Origin of the sequence: Lancefieldella parvula DNF00906, from assembly GCF_000758945.1 — a bacterium.
Taxonomy (GTDB): domain Bacteria; phylum Actinomycetota; class Coriobacteriia; order Coriobacteriales; family Atopobiaceae; genus Lancefieldella; species Lancefieldella parvula_C.
On sequence record NZ_JRND01000017.1, the window covers coordinates 49,737 to 76,436 of the forward strand.

The window sequence follows — 26,700 nt, forward strand, 5'->3', positions numbered from 1 at the left end:
CGACAAACTTCTACTTTCCTAGTGCTGATGAGCAGCGTGAGCAAGACCGACGCTAATAAGCGTAATGACATGATCATCAGCAAGAGAATAAATGACGCGACGACCATCTCTTTTTGCAGCTACCAGACCACGATCGCGCAGAAGGCGGAGCTGATGAGAAGTAGCAGACTGAGAAACAGAGAGAAGCTCCTGCAGTTCAGTTACACTCTTCTCACCCAAAAGAAGAGCTCCCAAAATCTGGAAACGTGTAAAGTCAGAAAGCGCATCATAAATTTGAGTGGCATCATAGATGATATCGTCATTAGTAAGAAACTCGTGCAGTTGTTCTTCAGAAACGCACTCGCAAATATTGTTTGTATGCTCACACTCGTGAGAATGATTAGTCATGATACTTCCTACTCTTTACAACACAAAGCTCTGAGTACACAGGGCTTCTCGCAAAATATTGTTTGTAACGCATCTTAGTATATACCGACTCTGCTCCGTTAGAACAAATAAAAAGAGGACTCCAGCTAACGGCTGAAGTCCTCTTCTGTATCGGAGTCAATCTCCGAAAAAGTTTGATGTATCAGGCGAAATTACTTACTCGTCTTCGCCGTCTGCCTCAGCATCCATGCGGACAACCTGATTGAGAAGGTCATCCAGAGAACCAAGGTCCTCGTTGATTACATCAGGGCTAACCTCGTCGGAAGAAGAACCGATGAGTGTCTCGGTGTAATCAGAGTGCGTGGATGGAGCTGCAGAGCCCAGCATCAAGCCGCCATCGCCTTCTGGCGAGAAGACCATGTTGAGCAGCTGAGAAAGATCCTCAGAATCTGCCTCATCCTCTTCTGGCTCAAGGATGTAGAGGAGGTTACGAGCCTCAAGGCCATCGCGGAGCTCCTCGATTGCCTTTGCACCAATACCATCGATGCGAAGCAGGTCTTCCTCAGTCTTGCCGATAAGATCGCCTACGGTCTCAATGCCAACCTCGCTGAACTTGTTGGTCCAACGCTGTGACACGCCAAGATCGTCGAAGAGGTACAGCTTTGCATCCTCGCTTGAAAGCGTACGGCCATTCTTGGAGTAAACGCCACCGTTGTAATCCTCGTTGACCCAGTCAAGCTGCTTAGGAAGCTGCTCCTCGATGTCCTTAAGCTCTGCTGGTGCCCAGTCTGGAAGTGACTTAGCAAGAGAAGAGGTTGGGCCATCGATCTTGGTACCGTGGTAGGTAAGCTCAACATCGTTGTATGCGGAGAGACCCGTACCTGCAGGAATCTGCTTACCAACAATAACGTTGGACTTGAGGTCAAGCAGGTGGTCAACGTCGCCCTCGATAGCTGCAGAAGTAAGAACGCCTGCAGTACGGATGAACGATGCACTGGAGAGCCAAGAATCAATAGAGCTTGCAACCTTCAGCGTACCAAGGATTGCTGGCTCTGCCTCTGGTGGAGTACCACCAGCAAGGGCAATATTCTGGACAGTCTCTGCAAAGACATAGCGGTCCACATACTGACCAAGCAGGTACGAAGAGTCACCTGGGTTGGTAACCTGAACACGGCGAAGCATCTGACGTGCGATAACCTCGATGTGCTTATCGTTGAGTTCTACACCCTGAGAGGTATAGACGTCCTTAACGGACTCAACGAAGGTGTGCATGGTGGACTCAATGTCAGTGAGTCGACGGAGCATACGGAAGTTGACGAAGCCGCGGGTAATCTGATCACCAGCACGGACAACAACGCCATCCTCGATGCCAGGCATGAAGCGGACGGATGCAGGAACACGCCACTCCTCGATGACACGAGAAGCATCGTCTGCATCAACAATACGCAGCAGGTACTCGGTGGTCTCTGGGGTGATGTGAAGAACACCAGAAACAGGAGCCAGATCAGCCTCGCGGCCAAGAATCTTCTCGTTGACGTTGCCGACGACGTCGAACATACGAGCAACGGTAGGAAGACCCTGTGTAATATCGTCTGCGCCTGCAACACCACCGGAGTGAATGGTACGCATGGTCAGCTGAGTACCAGGCTCACCAATGGACTGAGCTGCGATAATACCAACTGCAGTACCAATGTTGACAGGACGACGGGTGGAAAGATCCCAACCGTAGCACTTCTGGCAGACGCCGTACTTAGACTTACAGGTCAGAAGCGCGCGGAGCTGAACCTTAGCAAGGCCGTGCTCAACAAGACGCTCAAGATCCTGCTTGGACTCAACATAGCCACCAGCAGGGATAAGAACCTCGCCAGTGTTTGGATCGCAGACATCCTCAAGGGTGCAGCGGCCAATCAGGTCAGTATCAACAGAAGTCTGACCAGGCTTAATCAGAGGATAGGTAACTGCCTCATCAGTGCCGCAGTCCTCCTCGCGGACAATGACGTCCTGTGCAACGTCGACGAGTCGACGAGTCAGGTAACCAGAGTCGGAGGTGTGGGATGCGGTATCTACCAGGCCCTTACGAGCGCCGTAGGTAGAAATGAAGTACTCAAGAGGCTCAAGACCCTCGCGGAAGTTTGCCTTAATTGGAAGGTCGATGGTTTCACCGGACATATCCGCCATCAGGCCTCGCATACCAGCAAGCTGGCGAAGCTGTGTCTTAGAACCACGAGCTCCAGAGTCAGCCATCATGTAAATTGGGTTGTTCTCTGCAAAGCCTGTAAGCATCTCAGAGCCGAGAAGATCGGTGCACTCGGTCCATGCGTTAACAACCTCAACGTGACGCTCTCGCTCGGAAAGGAAGCCGTCCTCGTAGTACTCGTTGATCTGGTCAACGCGGTCCTGTGCCTCCTGAAGCAGCTGTGGCTTGTGTGGAGGAATGACAGCATCCCAAACAGAAACGGTCAGACCAGCAAGAGTTGCGTAGTGGAAACCAGTCTTCTTGATGTTGTCCAGAATTGGCTCAACATCAGCCATTGGGTAACGGTCGCAGCAATCGTTGACCAGTACACCAATGTCGGACTTAACCATCTTGTAGTTGATGTATGGGTAATCCTCTGGCAGGCACTGACGGTTGAAGATAATGCGACCAACAGTGGTCTCAAAACGCTTGGTGCCCTCAGTAACGTCCAGGTCCTCATACTGACCGCGGCCAGTCATAACGCGGAAGATAGCACGATCGCTATCAGCAACGTTTGCATCCTTGAAGCTTACGCGGACAACAACCTTTGCCTGAAGATCAAGGTCACGGTTGGCCTCAATAGCCAGAAGAGCATCCTCAAAGCTTGCGAAGGTAAGAGTCTTAGCGTCTTCACCGGTCTTCTCGGAAGTGAGGTAGTAGACACCAAAGACCATATCCTGAGAAGGAACGGTCAGAACCTTACCAGAAGCAGGGCTTCTGAGGTTGTTGCTGGAGAGCATCAGAATGCGAGCCTCTGTCTGTGCCTGAGTAGAAAGTGGCACGTGGACAGACATCTGGTCGCCGTCGAAGTCTGCGTTGAATGGTGCGCAGACCAGTGGGTGCAGGTGGATTGCCTTACCCTCGATAAGGACTGGCTCAAATGCCTGGATAGACAGACGGTGAAGGGTAGGTGCGCGGTTGAGAAGAACGAGGCGGTCCTGAATGACCTCATCCAGAACGTCCCAAACAACTGGGGTACCACGGTCAATAGCGCGCTTTGCGCCCTTAATGTTTTCAACCTTGCGGAGCTCAACCAAACGACGCATGACAAATGGCTTGAAGAGCTCAAGTGCCATAGCAGATGGAAGGCCGCACTGGTGCAGCTTCAGGTGTGGGTCAACAACAATGACGGAACGGCCAGAGTAGTCAACACGCTTACCCAGAAGGTTCTGACGGAAGCGACCCTGCTTACCCTTAAGGGCCTCAGCAAGAGACTTCAGAGGACGTCCACCACGACCAGTGACTGGACGACCACGGCGACCGTTGTCAAACAGAGCGTCAACAGACTCCTGAAGCATGCGCTTCTCGTTGTTAACAATGATAGAAGGTGCCTCAAGGTCAAGCAGGCGCTTAAGACGATTGTTACGGTTAATAACACGACGATACAAATCGTTTAAGTCGGAAGCTGCAAAACGGCCACCATCAAGCTGAACCATAGGACGAAGATCAGGTGGAATAACTGGTACAACGTCAAGGATCATGTTAGCTGGATCGTTGCCACCCTTGAGGAAGGCGTCAACAATCTCAAGGCGCTTAATGGCCTTCTCGCGCTTCTGCTTCTGAGCATCCTCATTGGCGATAATAGCGCGGAGCTCCTTGGCCTCTTTCTCAAGGTCAATGTTGGAGAGAAGGTCACGTACTGCCTCTGCGCCCATGCCGCCCTTGAAGTAGATGCCATAGTAGCGCTTAAGCTCGGAGAACAGACCCTCATCGGAGATGAGCTCTCTAGTCTCAAGCTGCATGAACTTCTCGAAAGCCTCACGACGAAGCGTCTTCTCTTCCTCGTACTCTTCCTCAAGATCAGCGACGCCTGCACGGATCTCGTCCTCAGAAAGAGGCTCAAAATCGCCAAACTCGTCATCCTGTGGCTGGCCCTGCTCGCGAAGACGTGCGATCTGATCGTCACGCTCTGCGTCAAGCTCTTCGAGGTCTGCTGCAAGCTCCTCACGAAGATCGTCTACGTCAGCCTCACGTGCCTCAGTGTCAACACTGGTGATTACGTAAGATGCAAAGTAGAGGACTTTCTCGAGGTCCTTGCTCTTGATATCAAGAAGACGTGCCAGAGGGAAGCTGGTTGGGCTCTTGAAGTACCAAATGTGGCTTACAGGAGCAGCAAGCTCGATGTGGCCCATGCGGTCACGACGAACCTTTGCGGTGGTTACTTCAACACCGCAGCGCTCGCAGGTAATGCCCTTGAAGCGAATGCCTTTGTACTTACCGCAGGCGCACTCCCAGTCCCTTACAGGTCCAAAGATCTTCTCGCAGAAAAGACCATCCTTTTCTGGCTTAAGGGTACGGTAGTTGATGGTCTCAGGCTTCTTTACCTCGCCATAGGACCAACCGCGGATATCATCAGCAGACGCTAGAGAAATTTTAATAGCGTCAAATTCAGTGGAATCAAAATCTGCCACAGTCGCTACTCCTTATCGGTGGTCGCGTCGCCTACAAGTGCGGATGCACCCTCAGCGTCTTGGGACAGGTCGGAAGCGGTTACCTCAGTGAAGCCAAGGTCGTTGAGGATCTCAACAGCGTTCTTCTCCTCAGGATCTGTGACCTTTGCGGTATTTGCACGCTTACGATAGGAGATTGGCTCAATGTCAAGTGCCAGGGAGCGAATCTCTTTGACCAGAACCTTGAAGGACTCAGGAATTCCTGCAGTAGGAATGTTCTCGCCCTTAACAATGGACTCGTAGGTCTTAACACGGCCGTTGGTATCGTCAGACTTAACGGTGAGGATCTCCTGGAGGACGTTAGCAGCACCGTATGCATACAGTGCCCAAACCTCCATCTCACCAAAGCGCTGACCGCCGAACTGTGCCTTACCACCCAGAGGCTGCTGGGTAACAAGAGAGTAAGGACCAGTTGAACGTGCGTGGATCTTATCGTCAACCATGTGGCCGAGCTTCAGAATGTAAGAAACACCAACGGTAATTGGGCTCTTGAATGCCTCGCCGGTACGACCATCGTAGAGGGTAGTCTTACCACGCTCGTTGAGCTGTGGAACAAACTCCTCACGCATATCCTCGCCGTACTCCTTGAGAGCCTTGTTGATCATGTTGATGTTGGTGCGGCGAACAATCTCTGCAACGGACTCGTCAGTAGCACCGTCAAAGAGTGGTGTTGCAACAGGAATTGGGCCCTCAACGTAACGCTTAGAATCTGCGTCATCGTCATCCCAACCGTGTGCAGCACCCCAACCAAGGTGGCACTCAAGCAGCTGACCAACGTTCATACGGGAAGGAACGCCCAGTGGGTCGAGAATAACGTCTACTGGGGTACCGTCTGCCATGTAAGGCATGTCCTCAACTGGGAGAACCTTACAAATAACACCCTTGTTACCGTGACGACCAGCGATCTTATCGCCCTGCTGGATCTTTCTGCGCTGAGCAACAAAGACGCGGACCAGGTCGTTTACTCCTGGAGGCAGGTCGTCTCCAGCCTCACGGCTGAAGCGGACAACGTCAACAACGCGGCCATAGGAGCCGTGTGGCATCTTAAGGGAAGTATCACGAACATCGTGTGCCTTAGCACCGAAGATTGCGCGAAGCAGGCGCTCTTCTGCGGTCAGAGCAGTCTCACCCTTAGGAGTGACCTTACCAACCAGAATATCGCCAGGGCCAACCTCAGCGCCGATGCGGATGATACCGTCATCATCGAGGTTTGCGAGCATGTCCTCACCAAGGTTTGGAATCTCGCGGGTAATCTCCTCAGCACCAAGCTTGGTGTCACGAGCATCAATCTCGTGGCGGGAAATGTTAACGGAAGTCAGAAGGTCTTCCTGAACAACGCGCTCGGAGACGATAATACCGTCCTCGTAGTTGTAGCCTTCCCATGGCATGTAAGCAACGGTAAGGTTTGCGCCAAGTGCCAGCTCAGAGTGGTCAACAGATGGACCGTCTGCGATTGGCTGGCCCTTCTCGACCTGTTGTCCAACAGTGACGATTGGACGGTGGTTGATGCAAGTGGACTGGTTGGAGCGCTCGTACTTAGGAAGATCGTAGCGCTGAGAACCGTGCTCATCGGAGTAGATGACAACGTGAGCTGCATCAACCTCGGTGACCTCGCCGGCAAACTCTGCACAAATAAGCTCACCAGAGTCCTGAGCTGCGCGACCCTCCATGCCAGTTCCAACAAATGGAGCGTGGGACTGAATCAGAGGCACTGCCTGACGCTGCATGTTTGCACCCATGAGGGTACGCTTTGCATCGTCGTGCTCAAGGAATGGAATGAGGTTAGCTGCGACGGAGAGAAGCTGACGTGGAGAAACGTCCATGTAGTCAACGTCCTCAACAGGAACCTGTGCAGGCGCACCGAAGGAACCGTCGAAGTCGCGGGTACGTGCAATAACGCGGTCTGCATCAACAATCTTGCCGTCTGCGTCAACCTCAACAAACTTCTTAGACTTAGGGTCAATTGGGGTGTTAGCAGGAGCAATAATGTGATTCTCCTCCTCGTCTGCAGTCATCCAGACAATGTCGTCAGAAACAACACCGCCTGTGACCTTACGATAAGGAGCCTCGATAAAGCCGTACTCATTTACGTGAGCGTACAGTGCCAAGGAGCCGATAAGACCAATGTTTGGTCCCTCAGGAGTCTCGATTGGGCACATACGGGAGTAGTGCGAGTTGTGAACGTCGCGGACTGCGGTAGGAACGTTGGTACGACGGCTGGAGCCGGACTTGTGTCCTGCAAGACCGCCAGGTCCCAGAGCAGAAAGACGACGCTTGTGGGTCAAACCAGCAAGTGGGTTTGCCTGGTCCATGAACTGCGAAAGCTGAGAAGAACCGAAGAACTCCTTGATTGCAGCAACAATTGGACGGATGTTGATCAAAGACTGTGGAGTGATGTCGTCTGCGTCCTGAGATGCCATGCGCTCACGAACAACGCGCTCCATGCGGCTCATACCAATGCGGAACTGGTTCTGGACCAGCTCACCAACGGTACGAACGCGGCGGTTGCCAAAGTGGTCAATGTCATCCAGGTGCTTAGACTCATCACCTGCATGCACTGCAAGAAGGTACTGAAGAGCTGCGACAATGTCCTCTTTGGTAAGGACACGAACGTCTGCAGGAATCTCTTCCTCAAGCTTCTTGTTGATCTTGTAACGACCAACGCGAGCAAGGTCATAGCGCTGCTCGTTGAAGAAGAGGCCGTCAAGCAGAGAACGGGCGGAGTCAACAGTTGGTGGCTCGCCTGGACGTTGACGACGATAAATCTCGATAAGAGCATCCTCACGTGTGGTTGCAACGTCACGCTCAAGTGTGTTGCGAACAACATCGGAATCACCAAGGAGCGAGAGAATCTCGTCATCGGTAACAGCAATGCCAAGTGCACGGAGGAAGACGGTAGCGCTCTGGCGACGCTTGCGGTCAATGGAGACGACCAGGTGGCCGCGCTTATCAACCTCAAACTCAAGCCATGCACCACGTGCAGGAATGAACTGAGACTTGTGGACCAGAACACCGTTGTCCATCTCTGACGAGAAATACACGCCAGGTGAACGAACGAGCTGTGAAACCACAACGCGCTCAGAACCGTTGATGATGAAGGTACCGCGCTCAGTCATCAGTGGGAAATCACCCATGAAGACAAGCTGCTCCTTCATCTCACCAGTCTCTTTGTTGACAAAACGGACGTCAACAAAAAGAGGTGCTTGATATGAAATGTCTTTTGCACGACACTCAGCCATTGAATTGGCAGGGTCGCCGAACTGATGGTCACCAAAGGTGACCTGCATGGTTCCAGCGCTGTTCTCAATTGGCGAGAACTCAGCGAAGGACTCTGCAAGGCCCTCTCCCATAAAGCGCTCAAATGATTCCTTCTGTACAGAAATCAGATTTGGCAGCTCCATAGCTGCGGGAATCTTACTGAACGTCCTGCGTCCAGTATGCGCCTGAGGCGTGGTGAGGGAAGTCTTTTTAGCGGTAGACACCAGGTTGTCCTCCTTCAAAAGGGTGGAAGGTGGCAATTGTCGCAACCTAGTAATTTAGTCAAGATTTTAATGCGCGTCAACAGAAAAACACTTGATTTTTTAAGACGTTTTGACTATATTATCGCGTTTATGTTTTTCAACTGCACAAACGTTATGTTGCAGGTAAATCCTTGACTAACTCGTCTTTTCTAGTTGTGAAGATTTTGTGGAGAAGGTCCATGGAGACAAAAATAGCTTTCGGTGAGCGGCGCTCCCCCGCCGCGTCGCTTCGCATGGCGCTCCACGAGCCCCGAGCGCGCTCCGAGCGCACGGGTTTCTCGCTGCACGCGCCGACCTTTTGCTGCACGCGCCTGAAAAGTGCAAAGAATCTGTATTTGCGCCACCGATTCTTTTGCAAAATCAGGCAAATCCACAGATTCTTTTGCATTTTTAGGCAAAAGTTACAGATTCTTTGCAGAAATCAGGCGCGAGGAAGCTGGGTTAAGTCACGCAGTAAGCTAGAGCAATCACGCAGGATTTATGAGCCTGAAATGCACACCAAGTCTGAGCAAAAGTACTCAGATAAGGCGAGAAAAACAGGCAAATCGCTCAGACATGGCGAGAAAATCCGGCAAATCACTCAGACTTGATGCACTTTTCAGGCTGCAGCTAAAGCGCCCCAGCTTGATGCACTTTTCAGGCTGCAGCGAACGCAGCTCAGACTTGATGCACTTTTCAGGCTGCTGCAAAAGCACCCCAGCTTGATGCGCTTTTCCGGCTGCTGCAGAAGCACCTCAGCTTCATGCGCTGCAAGCGCATGGGTTTCTCGCCAGGCAAACAAAAAGAGGCCAGACCGAAGTCTGACCTCTCCAGTAAGCAATGTAGGATGGACTTACTTAAGGGTGACGGTAGCGCCAGCCTCCTCGAGCTGAGCCTTAGCAGCCTCAGCGTCCTCCTTCTTAGCGCCCTCGAGGACTGCCTTAGGAGCACCCTCGACGACCTCCTTTGCCTCCTTGAGGCCAAGGTTGGTAAGAGCGCGGACAACCTTGATGACGCCGATCTTGTTGTCGCCGAAGCCCTCGAGGACAACGTCAAAGTTGGTCTTCTCCTCTGCCTCCTCAGCAGCGCCGCCAGCTGCAGGAGCAGCAGCGACAGCTACAGGAGCAGCAGCGGAAACGCCGAAGACGTCCTCAAGCTCGTGAACGAGCTCAGAAAGCTCGAGTGCTGGCATCTCTTTAAGGGCCTCAATAATCTCATCTTTAGTGACAGCCATGTCAATTCTCCTTTTTAAACGATGCAGCCTTTGTACTGCATCTGGGCAAAAGCCCGGCTTGTATGTGTGCGTTTAAGTGCGTCTACACTCTCACGCGGTTTGCGCCAATGCGCGGGTACAACAAAACGTTGCTTATGCAGCGTTCTTCTGATCTGCGACTGCAGAAAGAGCGGTTGCGAGTCCACGAGCTGGACCAGCGCAAACCTGTGCAATACCGGTAAGTGGGCTTGCAACAACGAAGACAAGCTTTGCAATGAGCTCCTCGCGAGAAGGAAGATCTGCGTAAGCCTTTGCCTCGTCAGCAGTAAGTGCCTGACCATCAGCGATACCACCAATGAACTCAACTTTCTTGAGCTTCTTGGCCTGATCCTTGATGACCTTAGCGGCCTCGACAGGATCATTCTCATAGAAAACGTATGCGCAGGTACCGGCGAGCATCTCGTCAATCTCTGGCATACCAGCGTTCTTAAGAGCAATCTTGACGATGTTGTTCTTATAGACCTTCATGTGAGCGCCCGCTGCGGTAAGTGCGCGACGAAGCTCCTGAGTCTCCTTTACGGAGAGACCACGATAGTCGATAACGAACAGGCCCTTGGAGTTGTCGAGAGAAGCGGAAACCTTCTCGAGCAAATCAAGTTTAGACTGAGCTGGCATGTAGTACACCTCCTTTATCATGTCTCGGGCACGAGCGCCAACAGGTGCGGCCCTCACATGAAAAGACCCCACTTTGGCAACCAAAGCGGGGTCTGGATGTACTAATCTCAAGACCACCTCGGCAGGCGGGAATTCCCATTAAGCCTTGGATTCAAGGCGCCGGCTGTCTTTGGCAGCGAACGTGCAACTACAAGACGTCTGTCTTGCGTTGGATATTGTGCAGCAAAAATCAACGCGAGTCAAGGTTGAGCGCACAATTTCTTTCTCTTCACAAAAATTTGACGAGAAGGGCGGCTAAGCAGCTACGCACAACTCAGCCACACACATCAGCCGCGTGCACGCTTCAAGAAAAATCCGGTACCTGCAAGCAGATACCGGATTAAACGTGCTAGGTACTTCTAAGCGATTAGCTTAGTCCTCCATGAGGTTACGAACCTTGGTTGGATCAACCTTGATGCCAGGGCCCATAGTAGAGGAAACAGCAACGGTCTTGACGTACTTACCCTTAGCGCTGGATGGCTTGACGCGGATGATCTCGGAGATCAGTGCGCCATAGTTCTCAACAAGCTGCTGGACCTCAAAAGAAGCCTTGCCGATTGCAACGTGGCAGATACCAAAACGGTCTGCACGATACTCAACACGACCAGCCTTGAGCTCGTTAACCATCTTTGCAACATCCATGGTAACGGTGCCAAGCTTAGGGTTAGGCATAAGGCCACGAGGACCAAGAACACGACCAAGACGACCAACCTTACCCATCATCTGAGGGGTTGCGATTGCTGCGTCAAAGTCAAGCATGCCCTTCTCGACCTCTGCGATGAGCTCGTCGCCACCGACGATGTCAGCGCCAGCTGCCTCAGCCTCGCGGGCCTTCTCGCCCTCTGCGAAGACTGCAACGCGAACGGACTTACCAGTGCCGTGAGGCAAAGAGATGGAACCGCGAACGTTCTGGTCAGCCTTACGAGTATCGACACCAAGGCGAATTGCTACCTCAATGGTCTCGTCAAACTTAGCAGTTGCAAGCTCCTTAGACAGGGTTACTGCCTCTTTTGGGCTGTAGAGGTTTGCACCGTCTACCTTGGCAACTGCATTCTTGTAGTTCTTTCCGTGCTTAGGCATTATGTACCTCCTGTGGTTAGCGGGCGTCTGCCCTCCCACTCCTGCATCTTCCGTCCATAGTTACGCCCTCTTGGCGAGAAACCCAACTATGTGCACTAACGTCGGATGCTCTGACAAAACAACCGTCAGCCACACAAATGGCTGACGGGAGTAAACACTACTCGGCGATGGTTACACCCATGGAACGAGCGGTACCAGCGACGATCTTCTTTGCAGCCTCAATGTCGTTTGCGTTGAGGTCAGGCATCTTGATCTCAGCAATCTTGGTGAGCTGCTCCTGGGAGAGCTGGCCAACCTTATCGCGCTGAGGAACACCGGAACCACCCTTGAGGTGAAGCTCCTTCTTGATGAGCTGAGCTGCTGGAGGAGTCTTGGTTACGAAGTCAAAGGAACGATCCTCGTAAACAGAAATCTCGACTGGGATGATGTCGCCAGCCTTGTCCTGAGTTGCAGCGTTGAATGCCTGGCAGAACTGCATAATGTTGACCTGTGCAGCACCCAGAGCTGGTCCTACTGGAGGAGCTGGGTTTGCCTGGCCTGCAGGAATCTGCAGCTTGATAAAGTTAACAACCTTCTTTGCGGGCATGTTAAGCCTCCTGTTTGAATACGTTTGAGTCTATTCTCGCGCACTCCCGAGAAGCAATCCACAAGGGACGAGAAGTGCGGGATAAGCCGTTAGTTACTAGTCTATCAGGGAAATCTGATCCATGGTGAGCTCAACTGGAGTCTCGCGACCAAAGATGGTGAGCATTACCTTGATCTTGCCGGACTCTGCGTTGACCTCAGAAACAGTTCCGTCGAAATCAGCGAGAGGACCAGAAAGAACGTGAATTGCCTGACCGACCTCAATATTGGTTGCTGTACGTTTAGGTACAGGGCTACCCGTCTTCATGCCGCCACGACGCATAATCTTATCGAACTCATCGCGACGCAGAGGAACTGGCTTGCCGTCAATACCAACAAAACCAGTTACGCCTGGAGTGTTACGAACAACAGCCCAGGTATTGTCATCCAGCTCCATGCGAACAAGAACATAACCTGGGAAAACCTTAGACTCTTTGGTCTCGCGCTTACCGCCGTCCTTGACCTCAGTAACTTCCTCAGTAGGAATCTGAATATCAATAACAGCACGCTCAAGGCCATAGGTCTCGATACGGTGCTCAAGGTCTGTCTTTACCTTGTTCTCATAACCTGAATAGGTGTGAACTACATACCAGCGCTTAGCCATTGATTATCCCCTCAGTCCAGTAAAGGCGACGAGACCAGCAACAATGCCAGTATCAACCAGCCAAGTTACCAAGCCAAAGAAAATGATTGTTGCAATTACGGCTACAGAGAAACCAGCAAGCTCAGAGCTTGAAGGCCACACAACGCGGTGCATTTCTGTACGAACGCCTGCAAAATAAGCACCCAGGCGGCCAAAGAAGCCAGGGTTGGCGTTACGCTGAATGGACTTCTCCTGCTTCTTTGCCTCAGCCTTAGTGGCCTTAGCAGAAGCTTCAGGAGTAGCTTCAGCCTGAAGGGCCTCACGCTGGGCGCGCTCTTCTGCGCGAGCCTTACGTGCGCTCCTCTTATTGCGCTCCTTATTTGCCATCCTACGCTCCCTTGGATGTTATACCTACATACAAACCGGCCAACCCTTATGGGAAGGCCGGTGAAGTTATCTGGCAGGCCAGGAAGGACTCGAACCCTCAACAAACGGTTTTGGAGACCGCCGCTCTACCATTGGAGCTACTGGCCTAGAACGAACCCACCTAGCCTAGCGGGTCTCGCGATGTACCGTGTGCTTGTGGCACCATGGGCAGTACTTCTTCAACTCCATACGATCTGGGTTGTTGGACTTGTTCTTGTCCGTAGTGTAATTACGACGCTTGCACTCAGTGCAGGCGAGAGTAACGAGTGTACGCATTGATCCTCCTGAACACGGTCACGAGATGTATTCTCGAAATGTGACGCGGTTGCTTAGGTTAGCACCCACTACCCAGAGATGTCAATACTTTTCTCTAATTACTCTAGGCGTTCACATATTTTTTCTCGACAAAAAACCCGGCGCGCAAAAGAGCACGCCGGGCAAGTTAGCAACTTTTAAAGAAGTTACTCGATGACGGTGGAAACACGGCCATCGCCGACGGTGTGGCCACCCTCGCGGATAGCGAACTTCAGACCCTGCTCAAGAGCGATTGGGTGAATGAGCTCGCAACCAACGGTGATGTGGTCGCCAGGCATAGCCATCTCTACCTTGCCACCGTTTGCATCGGTGAGCTCGTAGATGTCGCCGGTTACGTCAGTTGTACGGAAGTAGAACTGTGGACGGTAACCAGAGAAGAATGGGGTGTGACGGCCGCCCTCTTCCTTAGTAAGAACGTAAACCTCACCGGTGAACTTCTTGTGTGGAGTAACGGTACCAGGCTTGCAGAGAACCTGACCGCGCTCGATGTCCTCGCGCTTAACACCACGAAGAAGAATACCAACGTTGTCGCCAGCCTCGCAGAAGTCCATGGTCTTACGGAACATCTCAATGCCGGTAGCAACAGAGTTCTGAGTTGGCTTAATACCAACGATCTCGACTGGATCGTTGAGCTTGAGCTCACCACGCTCAACACGGCCGGTAGCAACGGTACCACGACCAGAAATGGTCATGACGTCCTCGATTGCCATCAGGAATGGCTTCTCGTTGTCACGAGCTGGTGTTGGGATGTAGGAGTCAACGGTGTGCATGAGCTCACGGATGGACTCAACCCACTTCTCCTCGCCGTTAAGAGCGCCGAGAGCGGAACCACGGATGATTGGAAGATCATCGCCTGGGAAGTCGTACTCGGAGAGAAGGTCACGGGTCTCCATCTCGACGAGGTCGATGAGCTCGTCATCGTCGACCATGTCGCACTTGTTCAGGAAGACGACGATGTAAGGAACGCCGACCTGACGTGCGAGAAGGATGTGCTCACGAGTCTGAGCCATAGGACCGTCGGTTGCAGCAATAACGAGGATTGCGCCGTCCATCTGAGCTGCACCAGAAATCATGTTCTTGATGTAGTCTGCGTGGCCAGGGCAGTCGACGTGAGCATAATGGCGCTCCCAAGTCTCGTACTCAACGTGAGCAACGGAAATGGTAATACCACGCTGACGCTCCTCTGGAGCCTTATCGATGTTCTCGAAGGCGGTATAGTCTGCCTTGCAGCCCTCGGTCTCAGAGAGAACCTTGGTGATTGCTGCGGTAAGGGTAGTCTTACCGTGGTCGACGTGACCAATGGTACCGATGTTTACGTGTGGCTTTGTGCGGTCAAACTTTTCCTTGGCCATTGCCAATCCTCCTTCTGGAACTAACCCTCGGGCTAGACCGTGGTGAAAAAACGTCTGTTTATACTCAACGGCGCAAATGTCTAGGACATGTACGCCGTAAAGAGTCTGGTACCGGCGACTGGATTCGAACCAGTGACGTCACGGGTATGAGCCGTGTGCTCTAACCAGCTGAGCTACGCCGGCATAAATGCCGCTTGAAACATGGAGCCCGCGACCGGATTTGAACCGGTGACCTCTTCGTTACCAACGAAGTGCTCTACCTACTGAGCTACACGGGCGTGGTGGGGATACTTGGACTCGAACCAAGGAACTCAGAGAGAGCGGATTTACAGTCCGCCGCAGTTGCCGCTGTGCCATATCCCCAAATGCCGTTTTCAAGCACTCTTGAAGTAATTAATACGCTGTACCTTGTAGTTTAACGTACGCAGAAAGTCTTGTTGAACTTCTGTATTACCTCGTAAGCGGGAAAATATTACGATTGAATAAAAATCTTGTCAACGTAATCCACCCAACCGGGCGTATCTTATCAAATTTTTTCCACAATTCCAAGCGATTTTCTCGACACGATTTCATGCGGTTTTCTGGCCACAACTTCAAGCGGGTTTCTGGCCAGACGCATACGGGCTTTTACGGTTGTCTATAAAAGCCATACGCGATACGTCGCGAATGCCCTAAAATTCGCACGAAAAAAGCCAGGCAATGCCTGGCTGAAAATTCAAGTGGTGCCGCCACCAGGCTTCGAACCCGGGACCTACTGATTACAAGTCAGTTGCTCTACCAGCTGAGCTATAGCGGCATCAAGTGCAGAGGATATTCTATAGACTTTTCTGGCTTTGGTCTAGTCTCAATTTTTGAGAAATTTTTCTCCACAAACTGGTCAATACGGCATGTAGGAGCGCTTCCCTTCTGTAGGAGTTAGCTTGGTACAAATGCGCTGTCCATCAAGTTTGGCCAGCCTGAAAACCGCATCATGTCTGTGTAAAACAGCTCAGACTTGGCGAGAAAAACCGGCAAATCGCTCAGATATGACGTGCTTTTCCGGCAGATCACTCAGATATGGCGAGAAAATCAGGCTCCATGAAAGCGTCCATGACACCACACCCAGATCTAAAGCTACGTCACGAAAGACCCGCCTGAAAAGTGCAAAGAATCTGTATTTGGAACACCGATTCTTTAACAAAATCAGGCAAATCCACAGATTCTTTGCTGTTATCAGGCAAATTTTACAGATTCTTTGCAGAAATCAGGCGCGCTGATTGCGCCCAGGCGCGCTGGACGTATTGGTGCGGTCGAGCACGTTGGCACATCGCGTACGTGAGACGCTGACCTGGGCACCTATCTGCCTAGCAGCTTCCAGAGTTTCTCGCGCTGTTCTGGAGAAATACGGTCTTCAAGCGTCATGCGCGTACTGACCTGATCGCGACGCATCTCTTCGACAACGTTATCTGCTTGGGAAATCTCGTGAACCAGCGCTGCGCTTGCAATGCGCGTGACCTCGCCGGGGCCAAAGCCGGCTGTGGCACGAATGTCCCTGTCCGACGTGACCAGAAATACCTTGCGACCAGCCTCTCGAGCGTCCGTGACCAGGCGCTCGATGACACTATCTGCGGACTCCCCAGTCTCGGAAAAAACCAACTGCACGCCAGCGTGGGTGCGCTCCGGGCGCTCGTCGTTTACATTTCCCTTGCCGTCAAACACAATAACGGCCTCGTAGGTACCCTGCGCAAACGTGGCAACGTCAGAAATGAGCGCCAAACGGGCGCGATAAAACGGATCGGTGTTGAGGTGATAGGCTCTCTCAGCAGCGGTTTCTTGTGCAGAAGAGCCACGCTCATCCAGCAACGCCTCATAGCGAGGAGTTGCCAACATGACGTTATAGCCATCGACTACAAGCAGCGATTTTTTCTGAGCCATACCTTACGCTTCCTGGGCTTCCTGGGCTTCCTGGGCTTCCTGGGCTTCCTGGGCTTCCTGAGCTTACGCTTCCTGGGTCCTACGGAGCCACTCGTAGCACATGACCGTTGTTGCCTGAGCAACGTTCAGGGACTCTACCTGGCCAAACTGAGGAAGTTTGCACGTAAAATCGCACTTCTCGAGCATAAGGCGAGAAATTCCTGAACCTTCAGAGCCCATAACAAGTGCAAGGCGACCTCCCATAGGAGCCTCCCACACGGACTGAGTGGCGTGCTCGGTAGAGCCACATGTCCAAAAACCTGCGGCTTTGAGCTCTTCAAGAGCGCGCGGCAGATTAGAAACCTGTGCGATTGGCAGGTGAAGCACGGCTCCAGCGGAAGTCTTGTATGCTCCAACGCCAACTCGGGCGGCGCGAGCGTTTGCAATAACAACGCCGGCTGCGCCAACTACCTCGGCACTTCTTACAATTGCACCAAAGTTTCCCTCGTCAGTGACGTGATCCAAGACCACAACCAGAGCGTTTTCGGAACCAGCGCGCTGGATGATTTCAGAGAGGTCAGCGTAAGCAAAAGGCTGCGTACGGACAATAACGCCCTGGTGAGCGCCGTGGCTTGAAAGCGAGTCAAGTACGGGCTTTGCAACACGCTCGACAGGAATACCCTCCTGCTCAAGCTGACGTGCAAGTGCCTCAATCTCCTGGTCCTTCTGCCCGCTTGCGGCTTGTACCAGCGCATTCTTCAAAGGAATACCAACGGTCAGTGCCTCTGCTACTGCGCGACGACCCTCGATAAGATCAGTTGCAAGCTTCTTGTTGCTGGGACGTCCAGCGCTAGCACCTCGCTGTCCACCAGCGCCTTTCTGTCCGCGAGTGCCCTGAGCTGCGCGTGCGCCTTGTGCGGAGCGACCACCTTTTGAGCCCTGGCCATTCTTGGCGCCGAAATAACCGCCCCAGTCGGCAGCCTTCTTGGAGCCGCGACCTGCGCCACTGCGACCTGCAGCTCCCCCGCGACCTGCAGCCCCACCGCGACCAGTGGAGCCACCGCGTCCGGCAGCGCCCTCGGAACGAGTGTTTTTAGAGGTAGAACGCTGATTTCTTGCCATAGTTAGTCTGCCTTACGCTTTAGTCGAGCGCCAGCGGCGGTATCTTCAATCAAAAGTCCAAGCTCAGCAATACCGTCTCTAATTTGATCAGCAACTGCCCAGTTCTTCTGGGAGCGAGCCTCCTGACGAGCAGCAAGCAAAGACTCTGCAGCCTCGTCGGCTGACGCGCCCTCATAGCCTGCTACCTGGGATGCAAGCGCCACAAGCTCTTCTGGTAAATCAGAGGTAGACGCCGCCTGAGTCAAATCGATTCCCAAAGCTCCTGTGAGCTCGCACAACATATCTGATGCACGGAGAACAGGACTTGCGCCAACGTTCTGGCCAACCTCTGCAAGATAGGTATTTGCAGCAGTTACCAGAGCAAAGATAGCAGCGAGTGCTCCTGCGGTGTTGAAATCATCATCCATCTGAGCGTCAAACTCGCTCTGAGCTGTATTGATTGCCTCAGCAAGCGTGCTATCAGCGTCGGAAAGTTCGTGCTGAGCAGAAGACTGCTTGAAAGCCCAGCGGAGATTTGCAACGCAGGTCTTCATGCGCTCAAGCGTACCAACGGTGCCCTCAAGGCGCTCAAACGAGAAATCAAGTGGTGCACGATAGTGCGTCTGAAGCATCAAAAGTCTTACTGCATCTGCAGGATACTTATCCAAAACTTCCTTGAGTGTGTAGAAGTTGCCCAAAGACTTGGACATCTTCTCGCCATCAACGCGAAGCATTCCGGTGTGCATCCAATAATTGGCGAGAGGAGCGTGCCAGGCGCAAGATGCCTGCGCGGTCTCGTTCTCATGATGAGGGAATACCAGGTCAGAGCCACCGCCGTGAATGTCAATTGGAGTGCCCAGGTAGCGATGAATCATGGCGCAGCACTCACTGTGCCAACCTGGACGACCTTCTCCCCAAGGGCTTGGCCAGCTAGGCTCACCAGGCTTTGCAGCCTTCCAGAGCGCAAAGTCAAATGGATCGCGTTTCTCGTCATTAACCTCAACGCGCTCACCTGCGCGAAGCTGATCAAGATCGCGACCAGAAAGAACGCCATAACCATGGTCAGAACGAACCGAGAAGTACACGTCGCCCGAAGGCACCGCGTATGCGTGACCCTGTTCAATCAAAGATTGAATCATCTGAAGCATGGCTTCAATCTCGTGCGTTGCGCGAGGACGAATATCCGGATCCAGAATATTAAAGCGATGCATCTGCTCGATAAACGCCTGAGAAAACTCTTCAGAAACCTCTTGAGCAGTCCTTCCCTGCTCAATGGCGCGCTGAATAATCTTGTCGTCAACATCGGTCAGATTCTGAGCAAAGGTGACCTCATAACCCTTGTGCATCAGATAGCGGCGAATAACGTCAAACGAGAGGAAGGTACGGGCGTTTCCGATGTGAATCTGATCGTAAACCGTAGGACCGCACACGTACATGCGGATTTTGCCCTCGTCGATTGGCTTGAACTCTTCTTTTTTATGCGTCTGAGTGTTATAGACAAGCATGCATACTCCTCGCAACCATTGTGTATTGGTGTAAGTATAAACGGTTTGCGGAAAACCTTTAAGTTCCATACCGTACTAATCAAGATTCAATTTTGTTACCATTTACGGATTAGTACTGGATTGTTTTTTTGTTTTACTAAACTTGACGAATAAAAATTTTAAGAATTTATATTTGAATCAAAACTGCAAAGAACTAGAAGACAAGAAATCTTACTCTTAACAACTTCAGAAGGTGATTCGAATGAGTAAGTTTTTTAACATTATCCGCTACTGTATATCTACCATTCTGGATAAAGGCAGTCTTGCGATTTTTCTCTTTTTGTCATTCTTTGTCACAGCGCTTATGGTGATCCAACCTCTTCTTGTTGGATTTGTAATTAATCTTTTTATTTCAGGAACAACTTGGAATGAAATACTTTTCTATTGCGCCGTGGTTGCTGCACTAGGAATCCTTATTGCCGGCTGTTCCTATCTTGCCAAAACACGCTATTGTCAATTGCAGATCGACTCCGCGTTTACCATTGAGCGACAGCTGATTGACAAGATTCAACACGCCGATTCATCGTTTTTCTCGTCCTATGATTCTGGACATTATCGCCAGACAGTAAATAACGACGCTAATGACGTTTCAATGTTTATACTTACGCAATGTGTGAGCTTTGCAACGACTTTGGTCTCCGTCATAGGAACGCTTGCGATTATTTTATATTTGAACCCATTAACCGCTCTTGTAACAGCTGTTTTGCTGTTAGTGAGTTTTATTATCTATAAGCAAATCCAAGCTTCGGCCTATAAAAGATACAAAGAATCTAAAGAGCTGCGGTCCCAGTATGGATCGATTGAACTTTCGCAGTTCACTGATGTAGATTTCATTAGGCGTCATTCCCTCTTTGAGCGTTTCTTTAATCAGCACTATGCCATCAATCAAAAGCTTCGTAGTGCCATTCATGAGCAGTACAAGCTTGAGTTTGGCGTACAAGAATTAAACAATGCTGTGATTGCTGTATTCCAAGCCATTGTCTTTATTACCTGTGCATATCAAATTTTCCTTGGAGCGCTGCAGCCTGGCTATATTGCAACTATTTCAAGCTATTTTGTATCGCTCTTAGGTTCTATTACGCTTCTCATGGAATTTGGTATGGCTTATCAGAGCATTACGGTAAGCCTCAATCGAATTGAGCAGATTCTTGATGTACCTCAAGAGTCCGTTGGTAATATCATTCCATCAGAGAACGTCAATCAAATTACCTGCACAAATGTGTCTTTCTCTTATCCACATACCAATAAAGTACTGATGAACAACTTGTCTTGTAGTTTTGCAAAAGGAAATATATATGCCATTACCGGTGGAAACGGTACAGGCAAATCTACATTTCTAAAGCTCATTAACGGAGAGTGGTCATCTCATCTATCAGGCACTATTGCTATAAATGAGGACTTGCTAGCTCAAATTAATCAGTATGAACTCAGAAAAAATACGCTTGGATTTACCGAGCAAGAACCAAGCATTGTTGACGATACAGTAAGAAACAATCTGACACTGCTGTGCAAAAACCAACCAACAGATGAAGAGATAATCAGCTATATCAAGCTATTCAATTTGGAAAAATTGCTGCTTGGTGATGATCAAAATCTTGACGTTCGCCTGGGTGAAAGAAGCTCTGCTATCTCTGGTGGAGAAAAACAAAAGATTGCAATTATCCGCATGATGCTTATGAATCCAAGTGTTATGTTGCTTGACGAGCCAACTTCTGCATTAGATCAGAACAGTGTTGATGTCCTTCTTAATCTTCTCAAGAAGGTCAAGCAGGACCACATAATACTGCTCATATCTCATGACCCTAAAGTGGTGGAGGCAGCCGACCATATCGTAGAGCTGTAATTTATTGCGCGCTACGTCCCAGCAGTACAACTGCCCAGGCAGCAATGCCTTCTTGAGTGCCCACAAAGCCAAGGCCTTCGGTAGTGGTTGCTTTAACGCCAACTTTATCTGGCGAAACACCCATAACCTCTGCCATGCGGTTCCTCATAGCATCACGATGAGGAAGTAACTTAGGCGCCTGAGCTGCAACGGTGCAATCACAATCCAGAAGCTCAAAGCCCTGATTACGAACAAGCTGCATAACATGGGACAGAAGCACCATAGAATCAGCGCCCTCATAAGCAAGGTCTGTATCAGGGAAAAGCTGGCCAATGTCGCCGGCGCGCATAGCTCCTAGCAGGGCATCCATAAGCGCATGAGTCAAAACATCGGCATCGGAGTGACCGAGAAGACCTTTGGAGTGCTCAATTTTGATGCCACCTAAGATAAGATCTCTACCCTCTACCAGGCGATGAACATCGTATCCGTGGCCAATTTTAAGCTCTGGCATGCTCACTCTACAGCCCCACTTCCGGTTGCGCCTTCTACCAGGCGACGGCTGAGCGTAGCCTCAACAATTGCAAGGTCAGACGGGTACGTGACCTTCACGTTTTCTCGTTGTGACTCAACGCACAGCACCGTAAGACCTAGTCGCTCAACTAACGACGAGTCATCGGTTCCCTGGTAGCCTTCCTGGCGAGCTACTTCGTGGGCTTCAAGAAGTGTGCGTGTCTTGAACACCTGAGGGGTCTGAGCAGCCCAGAACGTTGAGCGGTCAGGCGTATCTACAATGGTTGCACCATCTACGCGCTTCAGCGTATCAGTTGCGCGGTGAGCCAAAATTGCTCCCGCAATCTTAGGCGACTTGCGAACTGTACCAATGACCTGCTCAATGGTCTCTACCTCAATGAGCGGACGAACCGCGTCATGAACAGAAACAAAATCATATCCAGCAGGCACTACCTGGAGCGCGTTGTAAACCGATTCCTGTCTGGTAGCACCAGACGTTGCAAAGTGAACAGGCTTATGGAGTACAAGCTTGCCCACAACACCCTCTTGAACTGCAGCGCGTTTCTCGTCAGAGCAAGCAATCACAATGTGAGCCACACTTGGCGCGTGATCAAACGCAAGGATTGACCAGCTCATCAGCGGAAGACCGCAGACAGAAATAAACTGCTTGCCGTCAGGATATCCAAAGCGCTCGCCAATACCGCCGGCCACAATGACGGCAACGGTATCGGCTTTTGCTCCATGTGTTGTGAGGCGAGAAGGACGTGGCTTTGACACGACCTTTGCACAGGTGCTGCTCGCAGCCATTATTCCGACTTACCCCACATTCTGCGGAGACTGTTAGCAAGTGCACCGGGGTTCTCGACACCCAGAGATTTGAGGCTTGATGTATCGTTTTCTGCAACGTGAAGTAGCTGCTGCAGGTTGTCGTAGGCGTCAACAATTCTGGCCGCAATCTCATCGTTGACCACGTGAACGCGTGAAAGCGTGCGCAGGCCCAGAGGCTCCATGGACGCATCTTCTCCGCGGCCATCGGAGTAACCAAGAATCTGGCCAACACTTTCTGCGGAGCGTAGCTCGGTATTGGCTGTCTCGTGGAAGCGGCGGCGAATGGCGCGCGCCTCTTCAGCGGAAGAATCTACGGCGTAGTCGCGAATCATCAGGTTATAGGCCTCGTCGATGCCGCCCAAATATTCCTCGCGCTGCATAGCGGTAGTTTTTCCCTCGCTACCTAGCTCCAAAAGACAAGAATCAAGCTGGTCAGCGGCACTCAAAAGAACCTCAAACAGGTAGAAAATACCTGCTACATCGCCCAGGGTAACGTAATTATCAAGCTCTAGAGCGGTCAAGCGCAGAAGCGCGCGATCAAGTTGCTGGCGCGTATTTTGCATAGCAACCGAGAGCTGATTGACGGTAGACATAATGGCTGGTACTGACTTCAGCGGAATAACGTGACCATCAACGTAAACGGTAATCAACGAACGGCGAGAAGACACTGCAATCACAATAGACTTGGTGAGCAAGCTCATGCGAGCGGCAGTACGGTGACGAGTACCTGTTTCTGCAGTTGGAAGCGTTGCATCAGGATTGAGGTGGAAGTTGGCGCGCAGAATTCTGGTGAGGTCTTTGTCCACCACTACAGCGCCGTCCATCTTGCAAAGCTCAAACAGTCGGTTTGCCGTGAAGGAAACATCAAGTTTGAAACCATCTCCGCCCGCAGCAAGGACGTTTTCTGTATCTCCCACGCAAATGAGGGCGCCCAGACGGCCAGCGATAATCATATCCAGTGCAACGCGGAGCGCTGTGCCAGGGGCAGTCATCTTCAGAGCGGTGGCAATACGGTCCTCGTTTTCTGTTGCGCTTGGATCAAGTTGCGTTGGCTCCATGGCTCTCCCTCAATTACTTGCAGCCTACAGGCTGCGTTTTGCGATCTGGTACGTTTACGGCTTCAATTTGTTTCAACATTTCAAGTATACGGTTTTGTTGCCGGCGCGTGTAGTGACGGTTTGGAGAAGACGGGTTTCTCGCCGGGCGACTAGGTGGGCTGCTCGACGGGTTTCTCGACAAGAGAACTGTACGTTTTAGCTGCGATACAAAAAGACCCGAGGCAGAACCTCGGGTCGGAGTGTCTTACTCGGCGGAGGACATCAGGTCGGACGAACCGCCTGCACTACCCTGTGGCAGCGAGGATGGTCCCATGCTGACGTCCATCTGGTCAAGCTGCGCCATTGTCTCTTTCTTGCGAGGCTCAGGGATGACGCCCGTGGTCTTGGTGAACACAAGCTTCTTACCCTCAGTGTCAACATCAACAGCAACAATGTCGCCTGCGTTCCACTGGCCAGAGAGAAGCTCCTCAGACAGTGGATCTTCAATCATCGACTGAATGGTGCGGCGCAGCGGACGAGCACCGTAGACAGGGTCGGTTCCGTCTTTGGCAATCAGGTCCTTTGCGGCCTCGGTGAGCTCAATGGACATACCATTGGCAATCAGGCGATCGCGCAGCTCAAGAACCATGAGGTCAACAATGCCACGAAGCTGCTCGGTAGAGAGCGACTTGAAGACAACAATCTCGTCCACACGGTTCAAGAACTCTGGGCGGAATCCGCGCTTGAGCTCGGACATAACACGGCTGGTAATCTCTTTATCGGAAAGACCCTTAGAACCTTCTGACGAGAAGCCCATGGTATTGGTACGGGCAATCTCGCGAGCACCAATGTTGGATGTCATGATGACAACCGTATTGGAGAAGTCCACGTGACGACCTTGACCGTCAGTCAAGCGGCCCTCGTCCAGAATCTGCAACAAGATGTTGAAGACGTCTGGATGTGCCTTCTCAATCTCGTCGAAGAGCAGGACAGAGTATGGACGCCTGCGGACAGCCTTGGTGAGCTCTCCACCCTCATCGTAGCCCACGTATCCTGGAGGTGCACCAACCAGCTTAGCTACAGTGTGGCGCTCCATGTACTCGGACATGTCGTATGAAAGCAGGGCGTCTTCAGAGCCAAACAGGAACTCTGCCAGGGCTTTTGCAAGCTCAGTCTTACCTACACCGGAAGGGCCTAGGAAGATGAAGGAGCCGCCAGGGCGCTTAGGGTCTTTGAGAGGACTACGGCTTCTGCGGATTGCCTTTGCAACCTTAACAACAGCCTCGTCCTGACCAACAACGCGCTGGTGAAGGATGTCTTCTGTACGAAGCAGCCTTGAAGCCTCAGTCTCGGTTAGGTTAGAGACTGGAACGCCGGTGATGCCAGAGACAACCTTTGCAATATCGTCCTCGTCAACGGTAACAATGTTCTTGTCCAGCTGCTCACGCCACTCAGTCTCCAGGCGATCCCTCTCTGCTACCAAGGATTTCTCCTGGTCACGCAGACGAGCTGCCTGCTCAAACTCCTGAGCGCTTGCTGCCTCAGACTTCTGGGTACGAACGCGGAGAAGATCTGCGTCTACCTGGGCAATCTCTGGTGGAAGGCTCATCTTGTGGATGCGTGCGCGGGCTCCAGCCTCATCGAGGACGTCAATTGCCTTGTCTGGCAGGAAGCGATCCTGGATATAGCGGCTAGAAAGCACAACGGCAGCCTTGATAGCAGCCTCGGTGTAGTGGACGTGGTGGTGCTTCTCGTAGCGATCCTGAAGACCGTGGATGATAGAAATGGTGTCATCATTGTTTGGCTCGCCGATGTTGACAGGCTGGAAACGCCTCTCAAATGCAGCGTCCTTCTCGACATGTTTACGGTACTCTTCTGCCGTAGTTGCACCGATGACCTGGATTTCTCCACGAGACAGCGGCGGCTTAAGGATAGACGCGGCGTCGATGGAGCCCTCTGCGGAGCCGGCGCCAATGACGGTGTGAATCTCGTCAATGAAGAGGATGTCATTCTTGGATTTCTCCAGCTCAGCAACAACCTTCTTCATGCGGTCCTCAAACTCACCGCGATACTTGGATCCTGCTACCAGACTTGCCAGGTCAAGCGTCCAGACCTGCTTTCCGCGCAGGATGTCAGGAACGTTGCCGGATGCAATGAGCTGAGCCAAGCCCTCAACAATGGCGGTCTTACCAACGCCGGGATCGCCCAGGATAAGTGGGTTGTTCTTCTGGCGGCGGGCAAGAACCTGCATGACACGCTCAATCTCGCGGTCACGGCCAATGACCGGATCAAGCTTTTTATCTGCGGCAAGCTTGGTAAGGTTGCGGCCAAACTGCTCCAACATGGAAGCGTCGTCATTTGCGTTAGGACGCATCTGACCAGCGCCAACAGGCATGCCAAAGATGCCACCCTCAATACGAGGCTCTGCCATACGAGGACCAGCAGGTGCATCTTCTGGAGTCTGGGCAACCAGCTCATCAACGGCATTTCTTACGGCGTCGCCCGAGACACCCATGGTACGCAGGGCATCCATAGCACGACCGTTACCCTCGGATACAATGCCCAAAAGCAGGTGCTCAGTTGCAATATAACTCTGACCGTGGGTCATGGTTTCTCTGTACGCGTCCTCAAGCACGCGTTTTGCGCGAGGAGTAAACGGAATGTGGCCGCCAGGAATAGGGTCTCCTGCGCCCGTGGTGAGCTCTTTTACGGTTGCCAGGGCCTCGTCGTACGAGACCTCCAGCTTTGCCAGAGCTTGAGCAGCAATACCCTCCCCCTCTTTGATGAGAGCAAGTAGCAGGTGCTCGGTACCAACATACATCTGGCCAAGACCGCGAGCCTCGTCCTGAGCCAGGCTCATGACTTTACGCGCTCTGTCAGTGAATTTATCAAACATGTGCTGAAACCTCTCAAAACTATCTTGATTTGGATAGGTATGTACCCAAAAGGTTAAACCCACAATCACAAGAAACCGGTACCCGTAAAAGTGCAGGTACCGGTTTTAATTGATGTGACTATCGTGTGAACACGAAGGATTTTAAGACAGGCGTGTCACAAACTTTCAAGTCTCATTGTGGGTATGTCGCGAGTGCTGAATTCGCAGTGC

At 51.8% G+C, this 26,700-nt stretch carries 20 protein-coding genes, 5 tRNA genes and 1 other annotated feature; of the genes, 1 reads left to right on the forward strand and 24 read right to left on the reverse strand.

The genetic code is table 11. The annotated features are described in order from the left end of the window. Positions 1–18 precede the first annotated feature (18 nt). From HMPREF1647_RS03400 to cysS, 20 genes are all read right to left on the reverse strand, one after another. The gene (locus tag HMPREF1647_RS03400) at positions 19–387 is read right to left on the reverse strand and encodes an ArsR/SmtB family transcription factor (protein ID WP_035432059.1); all 369 of its coding nucleotides are present in this window, start codon (positions 385–387) and stop codon (positions 19–21) included. 195 nt (positions 388–582) lie between these two features. Beyond that, the gene (locus HMPREF1647_RS03405; RefSeq protein ID WP_035432061.1) at positions 583–5,013 is read right to left on the reverse strand and encodes a DNA-directed RNA polymerase subunit beta'; all 4,431 of its coding nucleotides are present in this window, start codon (positions 5,011–5,013) and stop codon (positions 583–585) included. Between the two features lie 5 nt (positions 5,014–5,018). Then, positions 5,019–8,534 carry a DNA-directed RNA polymerase subunit beta gene (gene rpoB / locus HMPREF1647_RS03410; RefSeq protein ID WP_035426970.1) on the reverse strand — a complete coding sequence of 1,172 codons (3,516 nt, stop codon included), beginning with the start codon at positions 8,532–8,534 and terminating at the stop codon, positions 5,019–5,021. Positions 8,535–8,722: 188 nt separating this feature from the next. Beyond that, a complete protein-coding gene (locus HMPREF1647_RS07050; protein ID WP_187468911.1) occupies positions 8,723–8,947 on the reverse strand; it encodes a hypothetical protein in 225 nt (74 codons plus the stop codon). Between the two features lie 458 nt (positions 8,948–9,405). Further along, positions 9,406–9,786 carry a 50S ribosomal protein L7/L12 gene (rplL, locus tag HMPREF1647_RS03420; protein WP_035426972.1) on the reverse strand — a complete coding sequence of 127 codons (381 nt, stop codon included), beginning with the start codon at positions 9,784–9,786 and terminating at the stop codon, positions 9,406–9,408. A gap of 132 nt (positions 9,787–9,918) precedes the next feature. Further along, entirely contained in the window at positions 9,919–10,440 is a 522-nt protein-coding gene (gene rplJ / locus HMPREF1647_RS03425; RefSeq protein ID WP_035426975.1) for a 50S ribosomal protein L10, read from the reverse strand. A 51-nt stretch (positions 10,441–10,491) separates the two neighbouring features. Beyond that, positions 10,492–10,631: a sequence feature (ribosomal protein L10 leader region), on the reverse strand. Between the two features lie 220 nt (positions 10,632–10,851). Beyond that, complete coding sequence (gene rplA / locus HMPREF1647_RS03430) at positions 10,852–11,559, reverse strand: 50S ribosomal protein L1 (RefSeq protein WP_035432065.1); 708 nt, start codon at positions 11,557–11,559, stop codon at positions 10,852–10,854. Positions 11,560–11,716: 157 nt separating this feature from the next. Beyond that, positions 11,717–12,145: a 50S ribosomal protein L11 gene (rplK, locus tag HMPREF1647_RS03435; RefSeq protein ID WP_012809258.1), complete on the reverse strand. Its 429-nt coding sequence runs from the start codon at positions 12,143–12,145 to the stop codon at positions 11,717–11,719. Positions 12,146–12,241: 96 nt separating this feature from the next. After that, complete coding sequence (nusG, locus tag HMPREF1647_RS03440) at positions 12,242–12,787, reverse strand: transcription termination/antitermination protein NusG (protein ID WP_035432067.1); 546 nt, start codon at positions 12,785–12,787, stop codon at positions 12,242–12,244. Between the two features lie 3 nt (positions 12,788–12,790). Beyond that, positions 12,791–13,153 carry a preprotein translocase subunit SecE gene (gene secE / locus HMPREF1647_RS03445; protein ID WP_035432069.1) on the reverse strand — a complete coding sequence of 121 codons (363 nt, stop codon included), beginning with the start codon at positions 13,151–13,153 and terminating at the stop codon, positions 12,791–12,793. Between the two features lie 71 nt (positions 13,154–13,224). Further along, positions 13,225–13,300 (reverse strand) — tRNA-Trp (locus tag HMPREF1647_RS03450). Positions 13,301–13,318: 18 nt separating this feature from the next. After that, a complete protein-coding gene (rpmG, locus tag HMPREF1647_RS03455; RefSeq protein WP_012809261.1) occupies positions 13,319–13,468 on the reverse strand; it encodes a 50S ribosomal protein L33 in 150 nt (49 codons plus the stop codon). Positions 13,469–13,653: 185 nt separating this feature from the next. Further along, entirely contained in the window at positions 13,654–14,859 is a 1,206-nt protein-coding gene (gene tuf / locus HMPREF1647_RS03460; RefSeq protein WP_035426981.1) for an elongation factor Tu, read from the reverse strand. A gap of 106 nt (positions 14,860–14,965) precedes the next feature. Beyond that, positions 14,966–15,042 (reverse strand) — tRNA-Met (locus HMPREF1647_RS03465). A 19-nt stretch (positions 15,043–15,061) separates the two neighbouring features. After that, a tRNA-Thr gene (locus tag HMPREF1647_RS03470) sits at positions 15,062–15,137 on the reverse strand. A 1-nt stretch (position 15,138) separates the two neighbouring features. Continuing rightward, positions 15,139–15,222, reverse strand: a tRNA-Tyr gene (locus tag HMPREF1647_RS03475). Positions 15,223–15,579: 357 nt separating this feature from the next. Continuing rightward, positions 15,580–15,655: transfer RNA gene (locus tag HMPREF1647_RS03480), tRNA-Thr, on the reverse strand. A 539-nt stretch (positions 15,656–16,194) separates the two neighbouring features. After that, positions 16,195–16,773 (reverse strand): NYN domain-containing protein, encoded by a 579-nt coding sequence (locus HMPREF1647_RS03485; protein WP_035432071.1) that lies wholly within the window; start codon positions 16,771–16,773, stop codon positions 16,195–16,197. 63 nt (positions 16,774–16,836) lie between these two features. Further along, complete coding sequence (gene rlmB / locus HMPREF1647_RS03490; protein ID WP_035432074.1) at positions 16,837–17,874, reverse strand: 23S rRNA (guanosine(2251)-2'-O)-methyltransferase RlmB; 1,038 nt, start codon at positions 17,872–17,874, stop codon at positions 16,837–16,839. Between the two features lie 2 nt (positions 17,875–17,876). Beyond that, a complete protein-coding gene (gene cysS / locus HMPREF1647_RS03495; protein ID WP_035432076.1) occupies positions 17,877–19,358 on the reverse strand; it encodes a cysteine--tRNA ligase in 1,482 nt (493 codons plus the stop codon). Positions 19,359–19,599: 241 nt separating this feature from the next. On the opposite strand from cysS, the gene HMPREF1647_RS03500 reads away from it, so the two are divergent. Then, the gene (locus HMPREF1647_RS03500; RefSeq protein ID WP_035432078.1) at positions 19,600–21,240 is read left to right on the forward strand and encodes an ATP-binding cassette domain-containing protein; all 1,641 of its coding nucleotides are present in this window, start codon (positions 19,600–19,602) and stop codon (positions 21,238–21,240) included. A gap of 1 nt (position 21,241) precedes the next feature. Here HMPREF1647_RS03500 and ispF read toward each other — a convergent pair whose 3' ends face one another. From ispF to HMPREF1647_RS03520, 4 genes are all read right to left on the reverse strand, one after another. Continuing rightward, on the reverse strand, positions 21,242–21,730 hold the full coding sequence (ispF, locus tag HMPREF1647_RS03505) for a 2-C-methyl-D-erythritol 2,4-cyclodiphosphate synthase (RefSeq protein ID WP_035432080.1): 489 nt from the start codon (positions 21,728–21,730) through the stop codon (positions 21,242–21,244). Positions 21,731–21,732: 2 nt separating this feature from the next. Further along, positions 21,733–22,506 carry a 2-C-methyl-D-erythritol 4-phosphate cytidylyltransferase gene (gene ispD / locus HMPREF1647_RS03510; protein ID WP_052039120.1) on the reverse strand — a complete coding sequence of 258 codons (774 nt, stop codon included), beginning with the start codon at positions 22,504–22,506 and terminating at the stop codon, positions 21,733–21,735. 29 nt (positions 22,507–22,535) lie between these two features. Beyond that, positions 22,536–23,615, reverse strand: coding sequence for a DNA integrity scanning diadenylate cyclase DisA (gene disA, locus HMPREF1647_RS03515; RefSeq protein WP_035432082.1), 1,080 nt, complete (start codon positions 23,613–23,615; stop codon positions 22,536–22,538). Between the two features lie 244 nt (positions 23,616–23,859). Next, positions 23,860–26,490 carry an ATP-dependent Clp protease ATP-binding subunit gene (locus HMPREF1647_RS03520; RefSeq protein ID WP_035432084.1) on the reverse strand — a complete coding sequence of 877 codons (2,631 nt, stop codon included), beginning with the start codon at positions 26,488–26,490 and terminating at the stop codon, positions 23,860–23,862. Between the last annotated feature and the right edge of the window lie 210 nt (positions 26,491–26,700).

Coding starts and splice junctions, on each gene's coding strand:
- HMPREF1647_RS03400 (WP_035432059.1), bottom strand. CDS start 387: ATGACTAATCATTCTCACGAGTGTGAGCATACAAACAATATTTGCGAG.
- rplL (WP_035426972.1), bottom strand. CDS start 9,786: ATGGCTGTCACTAAAGATGAGATTATTGAGGCCCTTAAAGAGATGCCA.
- rplJ (WP_035426975.1), bottom strand. CDS start 10,440: ATGCCAGCTCAGTCTAAACTTGATTTGCTCGAGAAGGTTTCCGCTTCT.
- rplA (WP_035432065.1), bottom strand. CDS start 11,559: ATGCCTAAGCACGGAAAGAACTACAAGAATGCAGTTGCCAAGGTAGAC.
- rplK (WP_012809258.1), bottom strand. CDS start 12,145: ATGCCCGCAAAGAAGGTTGTTAACTTTATCAAGCTGCAGATTCCTGCA.
- nusG (WP_035432067.1), bottom strand. CDS start 12,787: ATGGCTAAGCGCTGGTATGTAGTTCACACCTATTCAGGTTATGAGAAC.
- secE (WP_035432069.1), bottom strand. CDS start 13,153: ATGGCAAATAAGGAGCGCAATAAGAGGAGCGCACGTAAGGCTCGCGCA.
- rpmG (WP_012809261.1), bottom strand. CDS start 13,468: ATGCGTACACTCGTTACTCTCGCCTGCACTGAGTGCAAGCGTCGTAAT.
- tuf (WP_035426981.1), bottom strand. CDS start 14,859: ATGGCCAAGGAAAAGTTTGACCGCACAAAGCCACACGTAAACATCGGT.
- HMPREF1647_RS03485 (WP_035432071.1), bottom strand. CDS start 16,773: ATGGCTCAGAAAAAATCGCTGCTTGTAGTCGATGGCTATAACGTCATG.
- rlmB (WP_035432074.1), bottom strand. CDS start 17,874: ATGGCAAGAAATCAGCGTTCTACCTCTAAAAACACTCGTTCCGAGGGC.
- cysS (WP_035432076.1), bottom strand. CDS start 19,358: ATGCTTGTCTATAACACTCAGACGCATAAAAAAGAAGAGTTCAAGCCA.
- HMPREF1647_RS03500 (WP_035432078.1), top strand. CDS start 19,600: ATGAGTAAGTTTTTTAACATTATCCGCTACTGTATATCTACCATTCTG.
- ispF (WP_035432080.1), bottom strand. CDS start 21,730: ATGCCAGAGCTTAAAATTGGCCACGGATACGATGTTCATCGCCTGGTA.
- disA (WP_035432082.1), bottom strand. CDS start 23,615: ATGGAGCCAACGCAACTTGATCCAAGCGCAACAGAAAACGAGGACCGT.
- HMPREF1647_RS03520 (WP_035432084.1), bottom strand. CDS start 26,490: ATGTTTGATAAATTCACTGACAGAGCGCGTAAAGTCATGAGCCTGGCT.